Genomic DNA, 18,909 nt, shown 5'->3' on the forward strand with positions numbered 1-18,909 from the left:
AGCGATGTACCTTCCCCCGTAAAAACAAGCGTGCGAAGCTCCGTACGGCTCCGCCCTCCGAACCCTCACACCTGCGTCGACTCGGGAAACAGGGCCCAAGGGCCCTGTTTGATTCGTCTGGGATCTTGTGGTGCAGCGGGACCGCGTGCGCGCGGATTGACCTCCACCCGCGTTGAGGTTCTAGGGTCACCGCATGACGATCTGGACGTGCGCGGCGTGCGCGATCGAGCACGCCGACACAGAGGTACCACCCACGGTTTGCGTGGTCTGCAGTGATGACCGGCAGTTCGTCCCGGCATCCGGTCAACGATGGACGACGCAGGCCGAGCTTGCCGCCGCCGGCCATCACGGCGTGATCGGTGAGCTTGAGGAGGATCTGTTCGCCGTCGACGTGGTCCCTGAGCTCGGCATCGGGCAACGGGGGCTGTTCCTGCGCACCTCCGGGGGCAACCTGCTGTGGGAGCCGCCCGGCTTCATCGATGACGACATGATCTCGACGCTTCGTGACCTGGGCGGCGTCGACGTGATCTCCGCAAGTCACCCGCATCTGACCGGCGCGTCGATCCAGTGGAGCCAGGCTTTCAGGGGAGCACCGGTGCTGGTGGCGTCGGCGGATCGAGAGTGGATCCGGCGGCCGGACCCAGCCATCGAGCTCTGGCACGGGGTCAGGCAGGTCCTGCCCGGTGTGACCTTCGTGCAGTGCGGAGGACATTTCGCCGGCAGCAGCGTCGCCCATTGGCGTGAGGGTGCCGGTGGGCGTGGTGCGTTGCTCACGGGCGACACGATCGCGGTCGGCGCCGACCGCGCCAGTGTCAGCGTGATGCGCAGCTTCGTGAACAAGATCCCGTTGCCAGAGCGCGCGGTGCGTCGCATCCAGACGGCCATCGGGCCGTTCCCGTTCGATCGTGTCTACGGCGCCTTCGGGATCATCGACGCCGGCGCCGCGGCCGTGGTCGACGCCTCGTTGAACCGGTACGTCAGCTGGCTACGCGGCGACGTGCCGGACGAGCCGGAGAAATGATCGACGACGTGCCCGTACAGGCGTCCTCACACCGGTCCCGAGCTGGCAGCGCGACGTCCCTGCGGCTGCGTGGAAGACTCGGTGGCGGAGGGCTGCTGGTTGGGCGGTCCGGTCGAGACCGCAGTCACCGAGGAGAAGCACTGATGATGAGCACCGCGAGCCTCACCGCCGAGCTCGAGCACGTCCACGAGCACTGGACGCCGCGCGTCGTGGGACGGGTGAACGACCAGTACGTGAAGGTCGCGAAGCTGCTCGGTGAGCTGGTCTGGCACGACCACGCCGACGAGGACGAGCTCTTCCTGGTCGTCTACGGCGAGCTGCGGATCCAGCTGGAGGGCCAGGACGACGTCCGCTTGTCGCCCGGCGAGTTCTTCGTGGTGCCGAAGGGTGTCCGGCACAACCCGGTCGCCGAGCAGGAGGTCGGCATCGTGCTGATCGAGACCGTCACGACGGCCCACACCGGCGACGTGGTCGTCGACGGAACCGTCCCGATCGAGACCCAGTTAGGCTCCTCCGAGTCATAGCCTGCGATGCACCAGTGATCCGATAGCGGGGCGTGGACCAGACAGACCGCACAGCGGGTTGAGAGGGGGCATCTCACCTGTTCCTACTCGTCCTGGTCGTTGTCCGATAATGCACATTATGTCAACTAGTGCGAGGAGGACCCCTTCTGGACCCCTTCCCCCGACCTGCAAGGATCGAGTGATGAGCACCATCCGACCGCTGAGTCTTGACGACGTGCCCGACCTCGTCGCCCTGTACCGGACGAATCGCAGCTTCCTGGCTCCCTGGGAGCCGGATCGCGGCGAGGCCTTCTTCACGACCGACGGGCAGCTGTCAGTCGTCCGCAACGTGCTGGAACGCCGTGCACAGCAGCTGGCCTATCCACACGTCATCCTCGACGATGCGCAGCAGGTCGTCGGTCGCATCACGATCGAGAACATCGTCCGTTGGGCGTTCCAGTCCTGCACCGTCGGTTACTGGGTCAGCGAGCAGGCGAACGGCAACGGTGTTGCCAGCACCGCGCTGCACGAGATCATGCAGCTGGCCTTCAATGACCTCGGACTGCACCGCATCGAGGCGGGCACCCTGTCACACAACGTCAGGTCCCAACGCGTCCTGGAGAAGAACGGGTTCGTCCGATTCGGTTTCGCCCCCGCGTATCTCAAGATCGCAGGCCGCTGGCAGGACCACGCGCTGTACCAAGCGCTGAACCCCCTGCAGGCAGAACAGGCCGCCACTGCCCCGTAGGCTGCGGCGGACCGGGCGTCCTTTCCCGTTCCTCGCCACGCGTCGACGCCTCTCCCCTGTCGCGCTCTCGACACGACTAGACGACTGGTCTATTCCAGGTTATGGTCGGGTCATGCGAAGCTCCGACGTCGATACTCGCCAGCTGATCCTGGACACCGCCCAGGAGCACATGGCCCGCAAGGGCTACGCCGCTGTCGGGCTGAACGAGATCCTCACGGGGGCAGGTGTTCCCAAGGGGTCGTTCTACCACTACTTCCCCTCGAAGGACGCGTTCGGCGAGGCCCTGCTGAAGAGCTATTTCGACGACTACCTCGGCTCCATGGACGAGCTCATCGCAGACACCACGAAGGACGGCGCGGCTCGCGTCATGGAGTACTGGCAGCGGTTCCACACCCTCCAGAGCTTCGACCAGTACCAGGGCAAGTGCCTGGTCGTGAAGCTCGGGGCCGAGGTGTCAGACCTCTCCGAGGCGATGCGCGTCCAGCTCGACATCGGCACCGCCGGACTCGTCGGGCGCATCGAGAAGCTCATCGCCGGCGGTGTCGCTGACGGCACCCTCTCGAGGGACATCGACGCCGCGTTCATGGCCGCCACCCTCTACGACCTGTGGGTCGGGGCGAGCGTGATGGCCAAGATCCAACGCCGGCCCGAGGCGCTCGACCGCGCCCTGACCACCACCCGCACACTGCTCCACCTGTAACGCCCCCACTCCCCCAAGGACCGCACTGGTCTTCGCGGGTCACTTGATAGACGACTGGTCTACTAGAAGGAGAGAGTCATGAACACCGAGCTGCTGTACTCAGATGCCACCGCTCTGGCGAAGCTGATCAGGACGGGCGAGGTGACCTCGGTCGAGATCGTCCAGGCGCACCTGGACCGGATCGCCGCCGTGAACCCTGCGATCAACGCGATCGTGTCCTTGAACGAGAACGCGCTCGCCGAAGCACGGGCAGCCGACGAGGCCTTGGCCGCCGGCGCAGCGGTCGGGCCGCTGCACGGCGTGCCGTTCACGGTGAAGGACTCGATCGACACCGCGGGTGTCCTCACCCAGCGCGGGTCCCCGATCTTCCGCGGTCGCACCCCGGAACAGGACGCCACCAGCGTCGCCCGGATGAAGGCCGCCGGCGGCATCCTCCTGGCCAAGACGAACCTCCCCGAGTTCTCCTACTCCACGGAGAGTGACAACCTGCTGACCGGCCGGACGAACAACCCGTGGAACCTCGACCGCACCTCGGGCGGCTCGAGCGGCGGGGAGTCGGCGGCCATCGCTGCCGGGATGAGCCCCATCGGCCTCGGCACGGATCTGGCGATCTCGGTGCGAGGGCCGGCGTCCCACACCGGGATCTCCGCCCTGAAGCCGACCCATGGCCGCATCCCGATGACGGGTGTGTGGCCGCGCGTCCCCCGCCGCGACTGGCACGTCGGCCCCATGGCGCACACCGTGCGCGATCTCGCCCTCGCCTACGACATCCTGAGCGGTCCTGATGGTCGCGACGGCTTCTCCGTCACCACCGCCAGCCACGACACCGGCGTCCCCGACACCTCCACCCGTCCGCTCAGAGTCGGCTGGTACACGGACTCGGGGCTCGGCCCGGTCGATCCCGACGTCGCCGCAACCGTTCGCGACGCAGCCGAGGCACTCAGGCAGCAGGGCGTCGAGGTCGAGGAAGTCACCATCCCGGCCCTGTTCGAGAACAACCCGCTGGCCCTGTTCAACCTCCAGCACGTCATGGAGCTCAAGCCCGCCATGGCTGGGGTCACCACGGGCCACGAGGACGAGATGTTCGCCATCTCCAAGTCCATGCTCGCCACCCCGGACACGTCCATGGCCGACTACATCGAGGCGGAGCAGGGGTTCGAGAAGATCCGCGACGGATACGCCGAGTTCTTCGCGACGTTCGACGCACTGCTGCTGCCGGTGCTGCCGATCCCGGCGCACGAGCACGGCAGGACCCAGTTCGTCATCGACGGGCGGACCGTCGACGCCACCCACATCCAGACGTTCACGGTCCAGTTCAACATCACCGGGATGCCTGCGTTGTCGATGCGGTTCGGCACCAGCCACGACGGCCTCCCGATCGGCGTGCAGATCGCCGGCAACCGGTACGCCGAGTCGACCGTCCTCCGCGTCGCCCAGCTCCTCGAGGGGACACGGTCCGTCAAGGACCTCCACCCCGAGCTGTGAGCAGGACGAGAAGAATCCTGACCCCTGCCGGCGAGCATCCACAGACTCGCGATCAGTGGTTCGACGGGGCCCTTGTCCCCCTCCCGGTGCCGCCGTGGAATGGGGACGAGCGGCCGCGTGGCCGCCAGGAACGAGGAGCGACCCATGAGCAGATGGACAGTCAAGGACCTGCCTGACATGAGCGGCAGGGTCGTCGTCGTGACGGGTGGCGGACGAGGGCTCGGCCTCGAGACGGCACGCGAGCTGGCGCGCGTCGGCGCACACGTCGTGCTCGCGGTGCGGTCGGTCGCGGCCGGCGAGCAGGCCGCGGCCGACATCGACGGAAGCACCGAGGTCCGGAGGCTCGACATCTCCGACCTGACCTCTGTCCGCGAGTTCGCCGGCGCCTGGTCCGGAGACCTGGACGTCCTGGTCAACAACGCCGGCATCATGCAGGTGCCGCTGGCATTCACCGCGGACGGCTTCGAGTCGCAGCTGGCCACCAACTACCTCGGTCCGTTCGCCCTGACGAACCTGCTGCTCCCCCACATCACCGACCGTGTCGTCTCCGTGTCGAGCCAGCTGCACCGGATGGGCCACGTGCACCAGGACGACCTCACCGGTGAGCACCGCACGTACAAGGACATCGACGGCTACACCGACTCCAAGCTCGCGCTGACGATGTTCGGTCTCGAGCTGCAGCGGCGACTCGAGGCGTCAGGCAGCTCCGTGCGCTCGATCGTGGCCCATCCCGGGATCGCCCGGACGGAGCTGGCGAGCCACTCCCCCTCGGGCCGCATCAATCGCCTGGGTCCCCTGCTGAACGACACGGAGCACGGTGCGCTCTCGCTGCTGTTCGCCGCCACCGAGGACGTCGCCGGCGGCTCGTACGTCGGGCCGCGCGGTCTCGGCAGCGTCAAGGGTCACCCGAAGGTGCGGCGCCCGAGCAGGACCGCACGCGACACGACGACGGCCGCGACCCTGTTTGACCTGACCGCGGAGCTGACGGGGACCGACTTCTCCGCCTCGTCGACCGCTCGTCCTGAACGCGCGGGCGGCTGAGTCCCGTCGCCGGTCCCCTGGCGCCGACCGTCGGTCAGCGCTCGGCGTCGACGGCGCCGGGCTGGTGCGGGTGCTGCACGGGCGGATCGGAGAGCGCAGCCAGCATCGCGAGCTTCTCGGCGCTCTCCGTGCCCGGGTGGGCGTGGTAGACCACCAGGATCATGCCGTGGATGCCACCGACCTGGAGCTTCTCACGGCCGAGCGTGAGCTCACCGACCTGGGGATGGTTGATCCGGACCGAGACGCCCTCGCGACACTTGACGTCGTGGCGGGCCCACAGCGTGCGGAACCGCTCGCTCGCGATCGAGAGCTCCCCCACCAGCTGGACGAACCGCGGGTCGTCGATCTCCGCGCCGACCGACTCGCGGAACCCGGCCACCAGGCGCACCGTCGCAGCCTCCCACTCCGGGTAGAGAGCACGTTCCGCCTCGTCGAGGAACACGGCGCGCATCCGGTTCTCGCCGGGCTGCAGGTTCGGTGACAGCGCAACGGCCAGGTCGTTGGCGGCGAGGACGTCGAAGTAGCGTCCCTCGATGAATGCCGGCAGGTTGATGACGTCGAGCATCTGGCGAAGACCTGTCGGGACGTCCTCGCGCGGGACTCGCCGGGTCCGCCGTGGCTTGGGCGTCGCGATCTCGAGCAGGTACGCGGTGCTGACGTCGTCGAGCTGGAGGACGTGCGCGATGGCCTCCAGCACCTGGATCGACGGATGGCGATCGCGCCCCTGCTCCAGGCGGAGGTAGTAGTCCGTGCTGATGCCGGCCAGCATCGCGACCTCCTCGCGACGCAGGCCGTCCACCCGGCGCACGCCGGTGACGCGAACGCCCACGTCCTCGGGCTTGACGAGCGCTCGGCGCGCCCGCAGGAAGTCGCCGACCGGGTTGTCGCTGCTCATGAGGACGACGGTAGTCGCCCGTCGACGCCGGCTCCATGGTCCTGGCACTCCTAGGACAATCGGGGCACTGGCTGGGTGGAGCGTCTCGGCGGACGATCGAGTCATGGCACATGACATCACCGCCAGCGAGGCGGCAGAGGGACGTCAGACCACCAGCACGTCCGTGGGCTGGGTCGGGCTGGGCGACCAGGGCCTGCCGATGGCGACCGCGATCGCCGAGGCCGGCTTCAGCCTGCACGTGTGGGCCCGCCGCGCTGCGTCGCTGGACGCTCTGGGGGACGTGCCGCACGTGCGCCATGACGACCTCGAGTCACTCGCCGCGGCCAGTGACGTCGTCGGGCTGTGCGTCGGTACCGACGAGGACGTCATGAACCTGCTGACCGGCGGGCTGCTCGACGGCCTGCGCCCGGGATCGGTGGTCGTGAACCACGGCACCGGCACCCCGTCGAACGTCACCCGCTTCGTCGAGGCGTGCGAGGCCGTGGACGTCGTGATGCTCGATGCACCCGTCAGCGGCGGTCGCCCCGCGGCGGTCGAACGCCGGCTGACCACGATGGTCGGCGGACCCGAAGCGGCCGTCGCGCGGTGCACACCGGTGTTCGAGGCGTTCTCGACCCACGTCGTCCACCTCGGCGACGCCGGGTCGGGCCAGTGGGCGAAGCTGTTCAACAACGCGCTCATGATCTTGAACCAGGCATCGATCGCGGACGTCTTCGACCTCGCCGCCCAGGTCGGGATGGATCCGGTCCAGCTGCGCGAGGTCCTGATGCTCAGCAGCGCCGGGAGCACGGTCCTCGGCCTGTTCACCACCATGATCAACCCCGACACCGTCGAGCACCTCTCGAAGGTCGAGTCGCTGGACATCGAGCTGTTCCACGACGCACTCCGTGACAGCGGCATCGACGCCTCCGCGGTGACGACCCGAGCACTGGCGGGTGCCCAGCGCATCCCGGCCGTGGTGGAGCGATTGGCCCGATGAGCGTCAGTGACGTCGCGGCCGTGGCCGAGCTCGTGCTGCGCGAGCGGCAGAGTCGCGACCGCGGCTGGTGGGACCGATGGACGCAGTGCTTCGCCGAGGAGTCCGTCGTCGACATGAGCTGGTTCACCGGCTCGGGCGCCGAGTTCGTCCGCCAGACGCGACGTCGCTCGGCGGACGGCGTGTGGGGTCGCCATCGCCTGTCCCCGCCGGCCGTGCAGGTGGACGGCTCTCGGGCCTGGGCCGAGCTCCCGCTGGCGATCGAGTTCCGGGTGATGGCCGGCGGCGCCGAGGCCGACCTGGTGTCGTACTGCCGGTCGCAGTACCGCGCCGAGCACATCGGCGGCAGGTGGCAGATCCGGCGCATCACCTCGATCTACGAGCGCGACTCGCTCACGCCCGCGGTACCCGGCACGACGCTCGATCTCGACCCCGCGCTCTTCGCCGCCCACCGGCCCTCGTACCGCTGCCTGGCCTGGTACCTCGAGCGAACGGGCAGCACCATCTCGGCGGACCTGCTCGGCGACGACCGACCCGAGGACGTCGCCCGCCAGTACGAGGCGGAGGCCGCCTGGCTCCACCAGACCTCGCTCAGCCCGACCGGCACCACCCACCCCACCAAGGAGAACTGACCATGACACTCGCACTCGTGACCGGAGCGTCCTCCGGCATCGGCAAGGCCTACGCACAGCGTCTCGGCGCCCAGGGCCACGACCTCATCGTGGTCGGTCGCCGACGCGAGCGGCTCGAGGAGCTGGCCGAGTCCTTGCCCGACGTCAAGGTCCGCGTCGTCACGGCAGACCTGTCGACGGACGACGGCGTCGACTCGGTGGCCGAGATCGCGGCGGCAGAGCCGCTCACGATCCTGGTCAACAACGCCGGCGTCGCCCACTACAAGCCCCTCTCGGAGCTGCCCGCCGACGAGGCCCGTGAGCTGGTCCACGTCAAGGAGGTCGCCCCGACGATGCTGACCCGTGCCGCACTGCCGGGCATGCTGGCGCGCGGCACGGGCACGATCATCAACGTGGCCGGCATGATCGCGTTCTCCGGTCCTGCCGACCCGTCGGTCATGCCGCGCCGGGCGGTCTACACCGGAACGCTGGCCCACGCGGTCGCCATGTCGCAGACGCTCAGCGCCGAGCTCCAGGGCACCGGCGTCCGCGTGCAGGTCGTCTGCCCGGGTGTCGTCGCCACCGAGTTCCACACCGTGCAGGGCATGGACCTGTCGGCCGTCCCCCGCATGAGCGCCGACGACGTCGTCACCGCCTCGCTGCGCGGTCTGGACCTCGGCGAGGTCGTCACCGCGCCCGGTGTCGAGGACCCGAGCCTGCTGACCGCGGTCTTCGACGCGGATCTCGCCGCATTCGGCGGCCAGAGCCCCGAGCTCGCCAGCCGTTACCGCAGCTGACACCGCAACGCGGGACGTCATCCCGAGCGCGGTGCGTGAACCGCGCTCGGGATGACGTTGTCAGCGAATTACCGGTGACGGGTCCTCCGCCGTCTCAGCCGGTCGTGTCCAGCATGACCGGGAGCTCGCTCCTGCGGACGTCGGGCAGCGTGCCGGGCACGATCTCACTGCGCTTGGGCAGCCAGCTCCAGCTGGACGGCCAGGTCGGGTGCGGCAGTGCCAGACCCGGCAGCACGAACTGCGACTTCGCGAGATCCAGCGTGTACGTCGACGCCGTCGTGTCGACGTTGCGGACGCGACCGTTGGCTGCCGCCACGACGACGACTCCGAGCCGGTGCCCCTTGGCGACGACTGCGTCGTCGGGGTCCAGCGTCACCGTCACGTCGTGGGTCCCGGCACCGTCGAGTCGTGCCCAGCCGCGGCCCAGGACCTGCAGCGGCGTGGTGCCCACGTTGCGGTTCATCGTGAAGTAGCACGCGTCGTCGTTCGCGGTCGACTGACCGACGCACGTCTCGGTCGTCGTCGTTGACGCACCGTCGCCGGTCGCGAGGACACGATCGCCCTCCCCGTAGTCGACGAGCATGACGCCCACCTGGCCGGTCGGCACCTGGGACCTCACCCGCACCTTCGCCACCATCGAACCGCTCATCCGGGCATCGGCGAGCAGCGGAGTGGTCGCGTACAGGAGGCGGTTGGGGTTGTCCCCCTCGGTCACGGCGACGTTCTCACGTTGGCTGGGCGAGTTCACCCAGCTCTGCGTCGCCCTCTCGGGCGACCGGGCGAGACCGCCGTCGGCCTGCGGGCGCAGCGTCGTCGTCGTGAGCCGCGCGGGCCACGAGACGGAGCTGACCCAGTGGTTCGGCTTGGTCTCGACCCTGACCGGCGGCTCGAGCATGATCGAGTTCTTGATCCCCATGAGCTCGTGGTCGAACCAGCGGTGCAGCGTACGAACCCACTCGTCACGGTTGATGTCGAACGGATCCACGTGTCCCACCCGGCTCAGCCACATCTTGCGGGTGACCCCCGCCTTGCCCAGCTCTTTCCACCAGGTGGAGAAGTGCCGCGTCTTGACGTTGGTGTCCTGCAGGCCGTGATAGATGAAGACGCTCGCCTTGACCTTCTTGGCATTGAGAGCGGCCGAGTCGCGGTAGTTGCGCTCGTCCCAGAACGCGTTGTGCTCACCGGTCTCGTCGGCGTCCTCGGCGTTCATCCGCGCGAGGGTCGCCGAGCAGTCCTGGGGCTGCGTGCGGTTGGTGCCGACCCGGCTGGCGAGCCCGCTGGAGTAGTCCCAGCTGTACGGGAGGCCCTGCGAACGGCTGTAGTCGTACCACGAGCTGATCGCGCTGATCGGCACGATGGTCTCCAGGCCCTTCACGCCGGTGGCGGCGACGCCGTTGGCGAGGGTGCCGTCGTAGCTCTTGCCGATCATGCCGGTCCTGCCGTTGCTCCAGCTGGCCCTGACGGGCTTGCCGTCGGCGTCGACCGCGTCGGCGTTGCCGTTGAGCCACTGCACGACGGCCTTGGCCGAGCCCACGTCTGACTTGCCGCCGGTGTCGACGCAACCGGTCGACCGCGACGTGCCCGCGATGTCGGGTGCGACGTAGGCGTAGCCACGCGGGACGAAGTAGTTGTCGTAGAACAGCGGGAACTTGACGAGGTTGCCCTCTTCGTCGAACGACTTGAACTCTGTCTCGTTGCCGCGTCCGACGCTGGTGTAGTACGGGCTGGCGTCCATCACGACCGGCACCTTGACGCGCTTGGCGTCCAGCTCGCGCGGGCGGACGATGTCGACCGCGATCCGGTCCTTCTCGCCGTCGCCGTCGAAGTCGGGCGCGATGACCCACACCGTCTCGCGGATGGCATCGGCATAGCTGTACACCGCCGCCGACTCACCGCCCTTCAGCACATACGGCTTCGGCACGGTCGCCGCGGAGGCCGTGGTCGCGGTCGCCGCGACCAGGCCTGAGCCACTGATGGCGAGGGCCAGCACTGCCCCCAGGACGGTTCGGGATCTGCGCGCGTGGCGCGAGAGGATCGTCGGTCTCATGACCGGAGTCTGGTGCACGGCCCACAGGTCCGGCAATGCTCGGACGTGAAGATGATGTAACAACCTGTCCCCGGGCGGCACCGACACCCGTGTCGGCCGCGCGACCGGGACGGAGGGACGTCATCCCGAGCGCGGTGCGTGAAGCGCGCACGGGATGACGTCCCTGGGTCAGAGCCTGCGGCGGCGCGACGTCCGGTTCAGGCGTTCGCCCGCGGCCGGCCGAGCGCGGCCACCCCCGCCAGGACGACGAGGATGACGGCCGTCAGCCACGTCATGGCCGTGACCGAGCTGACCTGCTGGGTCAGGAGACCGAAGGACAGGGCCGAGACGCTCATCCCGACGTACGCGATGAGGAAGAGGCCGGCGAGCGCTGCCCCACGCTGCGCCGGAGCGGCGAGGCCGGCGACGCCGCCGACGGCGGACTTGAACAGCATCCCTGCCCCCGCGCCGGTCACCATCCCCGCGACGACGAACAGCGGCATCGTGGCCTGGTGCATGCTCACCACGAGCGCCACGAGGCCGACCGCCTGGGCACCGACGCCCAGCGCCAGCTTGGTCGTGGTGCCGAGCGAGCCGGTGACCGTCTGGGCCACCGCGGCAGCACCGAAGACGGCGAACACGACGAGCCCCGCCACGGTCCGCGACGGCTCGTGGAGCACTCCGCCGACGAAGGCCGGAGCGACGGACGTGAAGACCCCGAACACCGCGAAGGACGCAAACCCGGCGGCGACGGCCGCGAGGTACTGCGCGCGGGCGCCGTGCGTGCTGGTGGGCAGCTGGGGGCGGTAGACCGGACGCACCGTGCGCTCCTCGACGGTCTCCGGCGTGAACATCACCGCGACGATGCTGAGGGCCAGCAGCACGACGAACACGATGTACGGGGTCCGCAGCGGGGAGCTGACGTGCTCGGCGAGGACGCCCGAGACGAGCGCGCCGAGACCGAGGCCGCCGATGTTCGCGGCCGTCGAGACGACCTCGAAGCGACGGTCGGACGCGTCGGCGCGGTGCCCGCGGTGCAGGTCGTGCAGGTGCGCTGTCGCCGTGGCCGTCAGCATGCCGATGCCCAGGCCGCTGACGAAGCGCGCACCCAGGAGGATGGCGAGGTTGGGTGTCGTCAGGAAGAGGACGGCCGCGACCAGCTCGAGACCGAGAGCCGGGACGAGGATCGTCTTGCGTCCCACCCAGTCCGAGATGTGGCCGGCGAGGACGAGGCTGATCATGACGCCGAGGGCGTAGACGGCGAAGATGACCGTGATCATGAACGTGGAGAAGCCGTCCCGCGCCTGGTACAGCGAGTACAGCGGCGCCGGGACGGTGGAGAAGGCCATGGCGCTCACGAAGGCCAGGGCGATGAACCAGAAGCCGGCGTGATGGCGAGCCGGGCTCGCGGATCGTTCACCGGACGAGGACCAGTGGAGTCCCGCCATGACACGGGGGGTCTGGGTAGACATGGGCATGTTCCTTCGCGCTCGAGGTGGATGCCTCCAGTGTTCGTCGACCGATCCATCAAGTCCAACGAATGTTTTCGAATACATCCATCGCGACTACAGATAGACTGGCGCCATGGAGCTCCGCCATCTCGAGTACTTCGTCTCCGTCGCCGAGGAGAGGAGCTTCACGGCCGCCGCGGCGCGACTCCACGTCGTCCAGTCCGCGGTCTCCGCCGGCATCAAGGCGCTGGAGCGTGAGGTGGGTGTGACGCTGCTGGACCGCACGTCCCGCCGGGTCGAGGTCAGCGACGCTGGCCGGGTGCTGCTCCCTCACGCCTACCGGACGCTCGACGCCGCGCGCGTGGGCCGCGATGCGCTCGCCGACGCGCGGCACGGCCTCCGCGGCACCATCCGGGTCGGGACGATGATCTCGGTCGGGGTCATCGACGTGCCGGGGCTCCTCGGGGACTTCCACCGTCGGCACCCCGGCGTCGTGCTGCAGCTCAGCGCGGCACCCTCAGGCTCACGTGGCCTCGTCGAGGCGGTGGTCGAACGCCGGCTCGACCTGGCCTTCGTCTCCTTGCCGGGCGACCCACCGCCTGGCGTGGTGCTGACCGAGCTGGGCCGCGAGCCCATGGATCTCGTGGTGCCGGGCGACCACCCGCTGGCGGGAGCAGGCTCGGTCTCGCTCACCGACCTCACCGACTTCGCCTTCATCGACTCGCCTCCGGGCTTCGGCAACCGCGTCGTCGTCGACCGTGCGTTCTCGGCCCTCGGCCTCTCACGACGGGTCACCGCCGACGTCGCCGACATCGCCACGGTCACCGACTACGTCCGCAACGGCCTCGGGATCGCCCTCCTGCCGCGATTCGCCCTCACCGACGTCGGTTCGCTGGCCGTCCTGGAGGTGTCCGACCCGCTGGAGTGGCCGATGTCCCTCGCGACCCCCGCGGACCGGACGCCCACCGCCGCGGCCGCGGCCCTGGCCGGTCTGATCCGGGACTCGTACGCACAGGGGCTCGACCGCCCCGGGCGGGCGTGAGGCGCGGGTAGAAGGCCTCGACGGGTCCGAGGCACAGCACCGCGATGGGGTCCCCGCCTTCCCACGTGGCCTGCTGATGTCCCGCCGACCTCATTTTCGAGGTGCTGCACTCAGGCCTTCAGAAAAGCGGCCGAGGTGGCAGAGCGGTGGATTCTCCACCGTATGAGGCCAAAATCCGGGTCATACGGTGGCGTACGCACCGCGCGGCCGGGTCGGGCGCTCATACGGTGGCGTACGCACCGCCCCCGGTCGAGCGTCAGGACGGAGACCTGCTGCGCTGCCGGCCCCGCCCCGCCCCGCCGGCAGGCATGGATCACTGCTGCGGCTTGGTCAGCGGGAACAGGATCGTGTCGCGGATGCTGAGGCCCGTCAGGTTCATGACGAGGCGGTCGATGCCCAGTCCCATCCCGCCGGTCGGTGGCATCCCGTACTCCAGCGCCGCGAGGAAGTCCTCGTCCACCTGCATCGCCTCCGCGTCCCCCGCCGCCGCCAGCAGCGACTGGGCCACCAGGCGCTCGCGCTGGTCCACCGGGTCCACCAGCTCGGAGTACGCCGTGCCCTGCTCGGCGCCGAAGATCACCAGGTCCCACTTCTCGGTGAGTCGTGGATCGAGGCGGTGCGGCCTCGTCAACGGCGCGTTCTCCTTCGGGAAGTCGGTGTAGAAGACCGGCGAGACGGTCGTCCCCTCGCAGAGCTCGCTGTAGATCTCCTCGAGCACGAAGCCCCACGACGGATCGATGTCCAGCTCCAGGCCGATCCGGTCGGCGTGCTTCAGCAGGATCGGGAGCGGTGTGTCAGCCGTGACCTCCTCGCCCAGCGCCTCGGAGACCGCCTGACAGATGGTCTTCACGGGCCACTCCCCTGACAGGTCGTACTCGACGACGTGCCCGTCGGCGTCCGCGCGGCGAGCCACGGGCGAGCCGTAGACCGCCGTCGCGGCCTCCTGGATCAGCTCCTGGGTGAGCACCCGCATGGTGCCGTAGTCACCGTAGGTCTCGTACACCTCCAGGGAGGTGAACTCGGGGTTGTGCTTGAAGTCGGCGCCCTCGTTGCGGAACTGCCGACCCACCTCGAAGACCTTCTCCATGCCGCCGACGATCAGCCGCTTGAGGTGCAGCTCCGTGGCGATCCGCAGGTACAGGTCCATGTCGTACGCGTTGATGTGGGTCTCGAACGGGCGAGCGTTGGCCCCGCCGTGGACGGTCTGGAGGATGGGGGTCTCGGCCTCCACGAAGCCCCTGGCCTGCAGGGAGTCCCGCACGCTGCGGACGATCTCGGTGCGCTGGTAGGCGATGGTTCGGGACTCCGGGCGGACGATGAGGTCCACGTACCGCATCCGCACCCGGGCATCGGGGTCGGTGAGCCCCTCGTGCTTGTCGGGCAGCGGACGCAGCGCCTTGCTGGTGAGCTGCAGGACGGTGGCTCGCACCGAGAGCTCCCCCCGGCGGGTCGTGATGACCTCGCCAGTCACGCTCACGTGGTCCCCCAGGTCGATCATGTGCTCCCAGAACGTGAAGGTGTCGGCGGAGACCTGTCCCGCGTCCACCATGACCTGCAGGTCGCCGGAGCCGTCGCGGAGCGTGGCGAAGCCGATCCTGCCGAGGTCGCGCTTCAGCAGCACCCGGCCCACCACCGACACCTCGATGCCGGTGTGGGTGTCAGGGGCGAGCGGGTCGTCGACGAGTCCACGCACCTCCGCCAGGGTGTGGGTGCGTGGCGCGGTGACCGGATAGGGGTCGACGCCGCTGGCCCTGATCCGGTCCAGCTTCTCGCGGCGCACCCGCATCTGCTGCGGCAGGTGATCGGTAGAGATGGCCTCGGCCACCACGTCCGGCGCCGGCGGCATGAGGGCAAGGACCGCCGCGGCGTGCTCGGCGTCCCCGGTCCGCAGCGTGTTCTCGGCGCCCTCCCGTCCCCGCAGCCTCCTGATCGACGGTGCGGTGAGGAAGCCCTCCGCGCTGCCGGCGGCGATGCCGACCCGCGGCAGGTCCGAGGTGTACTGGTAGCCGAGGTAGCGGGGTTGCCACTCCGGCAGGTACTTCGCGTTGGACCGGTAGAGCGACTCCAGCTGCCAGGTCCTGCTGGCGATGAGCAGGCCCTGACGCCACAACCTCGCCACTGGGCCGGCGCCGATCTGCGCGCCGCGCTCGAAAGCCTCGCGGAACATCGCGAAGTTGAGCGAGACCGGACCGATCCCGAAGGTCGTCGCCTCGCGGGCCAGGCTGGAGATCAGCAGCTCGACGAGCCCGTTGTCCGCGGACGGGTCGCGTCGCATCAGGTCCAGCGACAGACCCGAGTGGCCCCACGGGACGAGGCTCAGGAAGCCCCGCAGGTTCCCGTCGCCGTCGTGGCCCTCGACCAGCACGCACGCGCCGTCGAGCGGGTCGCCGAGCCGACCGAGCGCCATCGAGAACCCCCGCTCGTCTCCCCCGTCGCCGCGCCAGGACGCTGCGGCCTCGCCGAGCGCCGCGAAGTCGTCGTCGGTCAGGCTCGCGTGGCGTCGCACCCGGGTGGTGTAGCCGCGACGCTGCAACCGGGAGACCGGGTGGCGGACGGACTTCATGCCCGGCCCGGTGAGCGAGAACGTGCTCATGTCGACGATCGCCTCGTCCCCGATGGCCAGCATCGACAGGCCGGCGTCGGCGTAGGCGACGGCGCCCTCGTGCCCGGCCCCCATGACGGCGAGCGACCAGCCGTTGGCGCGGGCCTCGTCGCGCCAGCGCCCGATGGCCTCCGGCCACCGATCCGGGTCCCCGACAGGGTTGCCGCTGGCCAGGCTGACCGAGCCCACCGTGCGGTAGGAGACCCCTGCCCGGGCGGTCCGGACGTCGCCCGTGTCCCACACGACCGCCTTGTCCCGGCGGGTGGCGAAGTACCCCAACGAGTCGTGCTCGCCGAAGTCGCGCAGCATCGCCCGCACAGCCGCCTCCTCGGCGATCCCCAACGACCGGGTGCCCCGCGGCGACCGGAACAGGATCACCGCTGCGCCGAGCACGACGACGGCGCCGACCAGCCCGATCAGCAGGCGTGCCCAGCGCGGCGCAGTCGTCGAGGAGTCGAGCCCCGCCCGGCCGAGGTCGAGCAGGAACGTGTCGAGGACGTAGAGCGCCGACTCGCCGAAGTCGCTGGACCGGCCCGTGGCGGTGACCAGCGCCGCCCCGCCGAGGACCATCACCAGTCCCCCGACCACGAGCACGCTGGTCGCGGCGAGCACGCTGCCGGGGACCCGCCGAGCCACGAACTGGGATCGCACCCGGACTGCGAGCACGATCGCGGCTGCGACGATGACGAACCCGATCGTCGCGGGAACGGCCTTCTCGCCGTCGCTGATCGCCAGGACCCTCCCGATCTCGGGGACCCCGAGCCACCAGACGACGACGACCCACCACGCCGCCGCCAGCCGGCGACGCAGCGCGATGCCCGTGCCGAACAGCAGCGCCGCATAGACCAGGCTCGGGACGACCGGGATGGTCAGCAGCGAGATCACGTCCTGGGAGACCGAGAAGTAGCGGCGCCAGGGCGGCACCAAGGTCGCCAGCGTCGCGATCACGCCGAAGGCCAGCAGCACGCCGGCGAACAGGTCCGGCCAGCGGTCATCGGCGGGTGGGTGGACCTGGATCCTGCGCAGGACACGGTGCTCGGTCATCTAGGGCCCCCTCTTGTCCTCGGCTGCCGTCCGCGGCCGTCGTCCTGTCCCGGCCGGGTCCCGGCGTGGCGACGCTGCTCGGGCGACGTGGACGGAGGCGTCGGCGGCGAGCAGGCCGAGGCACAGGATCCACAGGCTCATGCCCACGATGTGCACGCGCTGGCCGGTGGCGGCCACCCACTCCGGTCCCACCTCGGCGAAGAAGCCGAAGACGGCGGTCGCGACGAGGCCAGCCAGCCAGAACAGCCACCACGCGGCGAGCGCGAACCACCTCGGGCCGACCCGCCGGGTCGTCAACCACGCAGCTGCCGTCCCGATGTACAGGCCGACGTCGGACACCGTGCTGAGCACCAGATGGAGATCACCCTGCCGCTGCTGCGCAGGGCTGGAGCAGACGATGTCCGGCCCGCAGGGCGTCGTGATGACGGCGGCCGCGGCGGCCGCGACCGCGAAGACCGCGGTGCCGCCCACCACCACCGGGCGACAGCGCCCCGGCGGCAGCGCCCGTCGGACACTCGGCAGGATCAGCAGCACGAGCACGCCGCACAGGAAGTCGGTCACGCGGGCCACCACCGCGAACGGCTCCCCCGGGGCGGACAGGTTGCTCACGACGTCACCCATGCCCTCGAAGCCCCGCAGCACCCAGTCGAGGACGAAGTTGGAGTAGAACAACCCGGCGACGGCACTGGTGAGCACCAGCGTCGTCGCTCGGCCCATCCCCCGGCCGCTCACCCGAGGCTCGTCTCGGACCTGGCACCAGCCGCCTGCCCGGTCGCGAACCCGCGCGCACCCGGGCTCGACAGGGCGAGGATGACCAGGATGCTCCCGCCGGACGTGAGGAGCTCCTGCACCCGGACCACCCGGTGGTCGCCGAAGAAGAAGTCGCTCATCGCGGCCAGCGCCGTGACGGAGCACGCCGCCATCAGGAGCAGCCGGGCCCAGTTGCGCCCGGCGAGGATGCCCACTGCCAGCCACCCGTCCGCCACGGCGGCGGCGAGGAGCACCGGCTGGCTCCACGGCTGGGACTCACCGACGCGCGGCCACAGGGCGGCCATGACGTATCCCGTCCCGCGTGCCAGCGCGACGCCCGCGCCGACCAGCACGGCGGACGGCCACCGCGCCTCGCGCTCGGGCGGATGCACCGGCTCGGCCCCGACCTCGGTGCCGCGCACGTCCAGGACGGGAAGGTCCCCGTCGGTACGGATCCGATCCCCGCCGCCGTTGACGTGGTGGTAGCCGGACGAGAAGTTCTTGATCGTCGCGACGGACGCGGACGGCACCGCCGCCTCGACCGAGGAGACCACGAAGTCCCGCTCCCGGTCGGTGTCCTCGGCAATGCGGTGCGTGACCTGCAGGGTGAACAGCGACAGACCCACCCTCCGGTCGAAGGTGGCGGCCGCCATCCAGTCCGTCCGGAACCCTCCCGGCAGGAGCCAGCCGTCCGGGCACCGCCAGAACCGCACGTGGTGGCGCTTCATCGGACTCCCCCGCACCTCTCGCTCGTACGCGAAGTCCTGCTGCCGGTCGAACAGCCGCAAGGGACTGACCGGCGCCGCCGGGTAGCTTCGGCGACGAAGCACGCTGGCCACGATGCCGATCGACGACTGCAGGTCCACCGGGTCGGCCAGCGTCCACCCGGCCGCGGCCATGGCGGCGTGGACCTGGCCCGGCCGCCCCAGGAACCCGAGGTTGACCGGGTCCCCGAGCAGCCCGTCGCTGGTCCGGGTCCGCCCGATGAAGTAGTCAGGCAGGTAGATCGCCGTGAGGATGCGATGCAGGCGGGGCAGCACGAGATAGCTGAAGAAGACCCAGAACACCACCAGCAGCAAGGTCGGCCAGCCGGGTCGCAAGCCGTCCCGCAGCAGCACGAAGGAGAACCACAGACCGGCCACCGACGAGAACGCGAAGAACCAGCCGTCGAGGACCTTGCTCGACGAGCCCGGCCGCGCGGTGCTCGTGGGCGCCAT

16 protein-coding genes are annotated in these 18,909 nt (G+C 69.8%); 10 read left to right on the forward strand and 6 right to left on the reverse strand.

Going from position 1 to position 18,909, the window contains the following annotated elements; translation table 11 throughout:
* Window positions 1-193: 193 nt before the first annotated feature.
* From C3E78_RS09460 to C3E78_RS09485, 6 genes are all read left to right on the forward strand, one after another.
* A complete protein-coding gene (locus tag C3E78_RS09460; RefSeq protein WP_108578055.1) occupies window positions 194-1,021 on the forward strand; it encodes an MBL fold metallo-hydrolase in 828 nt (275 codons plus the stop codon).
* Between the two features lie 143 nt (window positions 1,022-1,164).
* Window positions 1,165-1,545, forward strand: a complete 381-nt coding sequence (locus tag C3E78_RS09465; protein ID WP_199906789.1) for a cupin domain-containing protein — start codon at window positions 1,165-1,167, stop codon at window positions 1,543-1,545.
* Window positions 1,546-1,726: 181 nt separating this feature from the next.
* Window positions 1,727-2,272 carry a GNAT family N-acetyltransferase gene (locus tag C3E78_RS09470; RefSeq protein ID WP_108578056.1) on the forward strand — a complete coding sequence of 182 codons (546 nt, stop codon included), beginning with the start codon at window positions 1,727-1,729 and terminating at the stop codon, window positions 2,270-2,272.
* 112 nt (window positions 2,273-2,384) lie between these two features.
* Window positions 2,385-2,972: a TetR/AcrR family transcriptional regulator gene (locus C3E78_RS09475; RefSeq protein WP_108578057.1), complete on the forward strand. Its 588-nt coding sequence runs from the start codon at window positions 2,385-2,387 to the stop codon at window positions 2,970-2,972.
* Window positions 2,973-3,050: 78 nt separating this feature from the next.
* Window positions 3,051-4,457: an amidase gene (locus C3E78_RS09480; protein ID WP_108578058.1), complete on the forward strand. Its 1,407-nt coding sequence runs from the start codon at window positions 3,051-3,053 to the stop codon at window positions 4,455-4,457.
* A gap of 144 nt (window positions 4,458-4,601) precedes the next feature.
* Window positions 4,602-5,498, forward strand: a complete 897-nt coding sequence (locus C3E78_RS09485; protein WP_108578059.1) for an oxidoreductase — start codon at window positions 4,602-4,604, stop codon at window positions 5,496-5,498.
* A gap of 34 nt (window positions 5,499-5,532) precedes the next feature.
* On the opposite strand, the gene C3E78_RS09490 is transcribed toward C3E78_RS09485, so the two are convergent.
* A complete protein-coding gene (locus C3E78_RS09490) occupies window positions 5,533-6,393 on the reverse strand; it encodes a helix-turn-helix domain-containing protein (RefSeq protein ID WP_108578060.1) in 861 nt (286 codons plus the stop codon).
* On the opposite strand from C3E78_RS09490, the gene C3E78_RS09495 reads away from it, so the two are divergent.
* The 3 genes from C3E78_RS09495 to C3E78_RS09505 are packed head-to-tail and all read left to right on the forward strand — an operon-like array spanning window position 6,392 to window position 8,777.
* Window positions 6,392-7,372, forward strand: a complete 981-nt coding sequence (locus tag C3E78_RS09495; RefSeq protein ID WP_108578061.1) for an NAD(P)-dependent oxidoreductase — start codon at window positions 6,392-6,394, stop codon at window positions 7,370-7,372. The two genes, C3E78_RS09490 and C3E78_RS09495, sit on opposite strands and share 2 nt — an antisense overlap.
* Complete coding sequence (locus tag C3E78_RS09500; RefSeq protein ID WP_108578062.1) at window positions 7,369-8,001, forward strand: nuclear transport factor 2 family protein; 633 nt, start codon at window positions 7,369-7,371, stop codon at window positions 7,999-8,001. The genes C3E78_RS09495 and C3E78_RS09500 overlap by 4 nt, the downstream gene beginning before the upstream one ends.
* A 2-nt stretch (window positions 8,002-8,003) precedes the next feature.
* Window positions 8,004-8,777 carry an SDR family NAD(P)-dependent oxidoreductase gene (locus tag C3E78_RS09505; RefSeq protein WP_108578063.1) on the forward strand — a complete coding sequence of 258 codons (774 nt, stop codon included), beginning with the start codon at window positions 8,004-8,006 and terminating at the stop codon, window positions 8,775-8,777.
* A 94-nt stretch (window positions 8,778-8,871) separates the two neighbouring features.
* Here the strand turns inward: C3E78_RS09505 and C3E78_RS09510 are convergent, their stop codons facing one another.
* Window positions 8,872-10,824 carry a CocE/NonD family hydrolase gene (locus tag C3E78_RS09510; protein WP_135804922.1) on the reverse strand — a complete coding sequence of 651 codons (1,953 nt, stop codon included), beginning with the start codon at window positions 10,822-10,824 and terminating at the stop codon, window positions 8,872-8,874.
* Between the two features lie 197 nt (window positions 10,825-11,021).
* Window positions 11,022-12,275, reverse strand: coding sequence for an MFS transporter (locus C3E78_RS09515; protein ID WP_108578065.1), 1,254 nt, complete (start codon window positions 12,273-12,275; stop codon window positions 11,022-11,024).
* A gap of 112 nt (window positions 12,276-12,387) precedes the next feature.
* On the opposite strand from C3E78_RS09515, the gene C3E78_RS09520 reads away from it, so the two are divergent.
* Entirely contained in the window at window positions 12,388-13,296 is a 909-nt protein-coding gene (locus C3E78_RS09520; RefSeq protein ID WP_108578066.1) for a LysR family transcriptional regulator, read from the forward strand.
* A gap of 313 nt (window positions 13,297-13,609) precedes the next feature.
* On the opposite strand, the gene lysX is transcribed toward C3E78_RS09520, so the two are convergent.
* From lysX to C3E78_RS09535, 3 genes are read right to left on the reverse strand one after another with little or no spacing between them, the layout of a single operon-like run.
* Entirely contained in the window at window positions 13,610-16,942 is a 3,333-nt protein-coding gene (lysX, locus tag C3E78_RS09525; protein WP_108578067.1) for a bifunctional lysylphosphatidylglycerol synthetase/lysine--tRNA ligase LysX, read from the reverse strand.
* Entirely contained in the window at window positions 16,943-17,674 is a 732-nt protein-coding gene (locus tag C3E78_RS09530; RefSeq protein ID WP_159085859.1) for a DUF998 domain-containing protein, read from the reverse strand.
* On the reverse strand, window positions 17,671-18,909 hold the full coding sequence (locus tag C3E78_RS09535; RefSeq protein ID WP_108578069.1) for an LssY C-terminal domain-containing protein: 1,239 nt from the start codon (window positions 18,907-18,909) through the stop codon (window positions 17,671-17,673). The genes C3E78_RS09530 and C3E78_RS09535 overlap by 4 nt, the downstream gene beginning before the upstream one ends.

This window comes from Aeromicrobium chenweiae (assembly GCF_003065605.1).
Classification (GTDB): Bacteria; Actinomycetota; Actinomycetes; order Propionibacteriales; family Nocardioidaceae; genus Aeromicrobium; species Aeromicrobium chenweiae.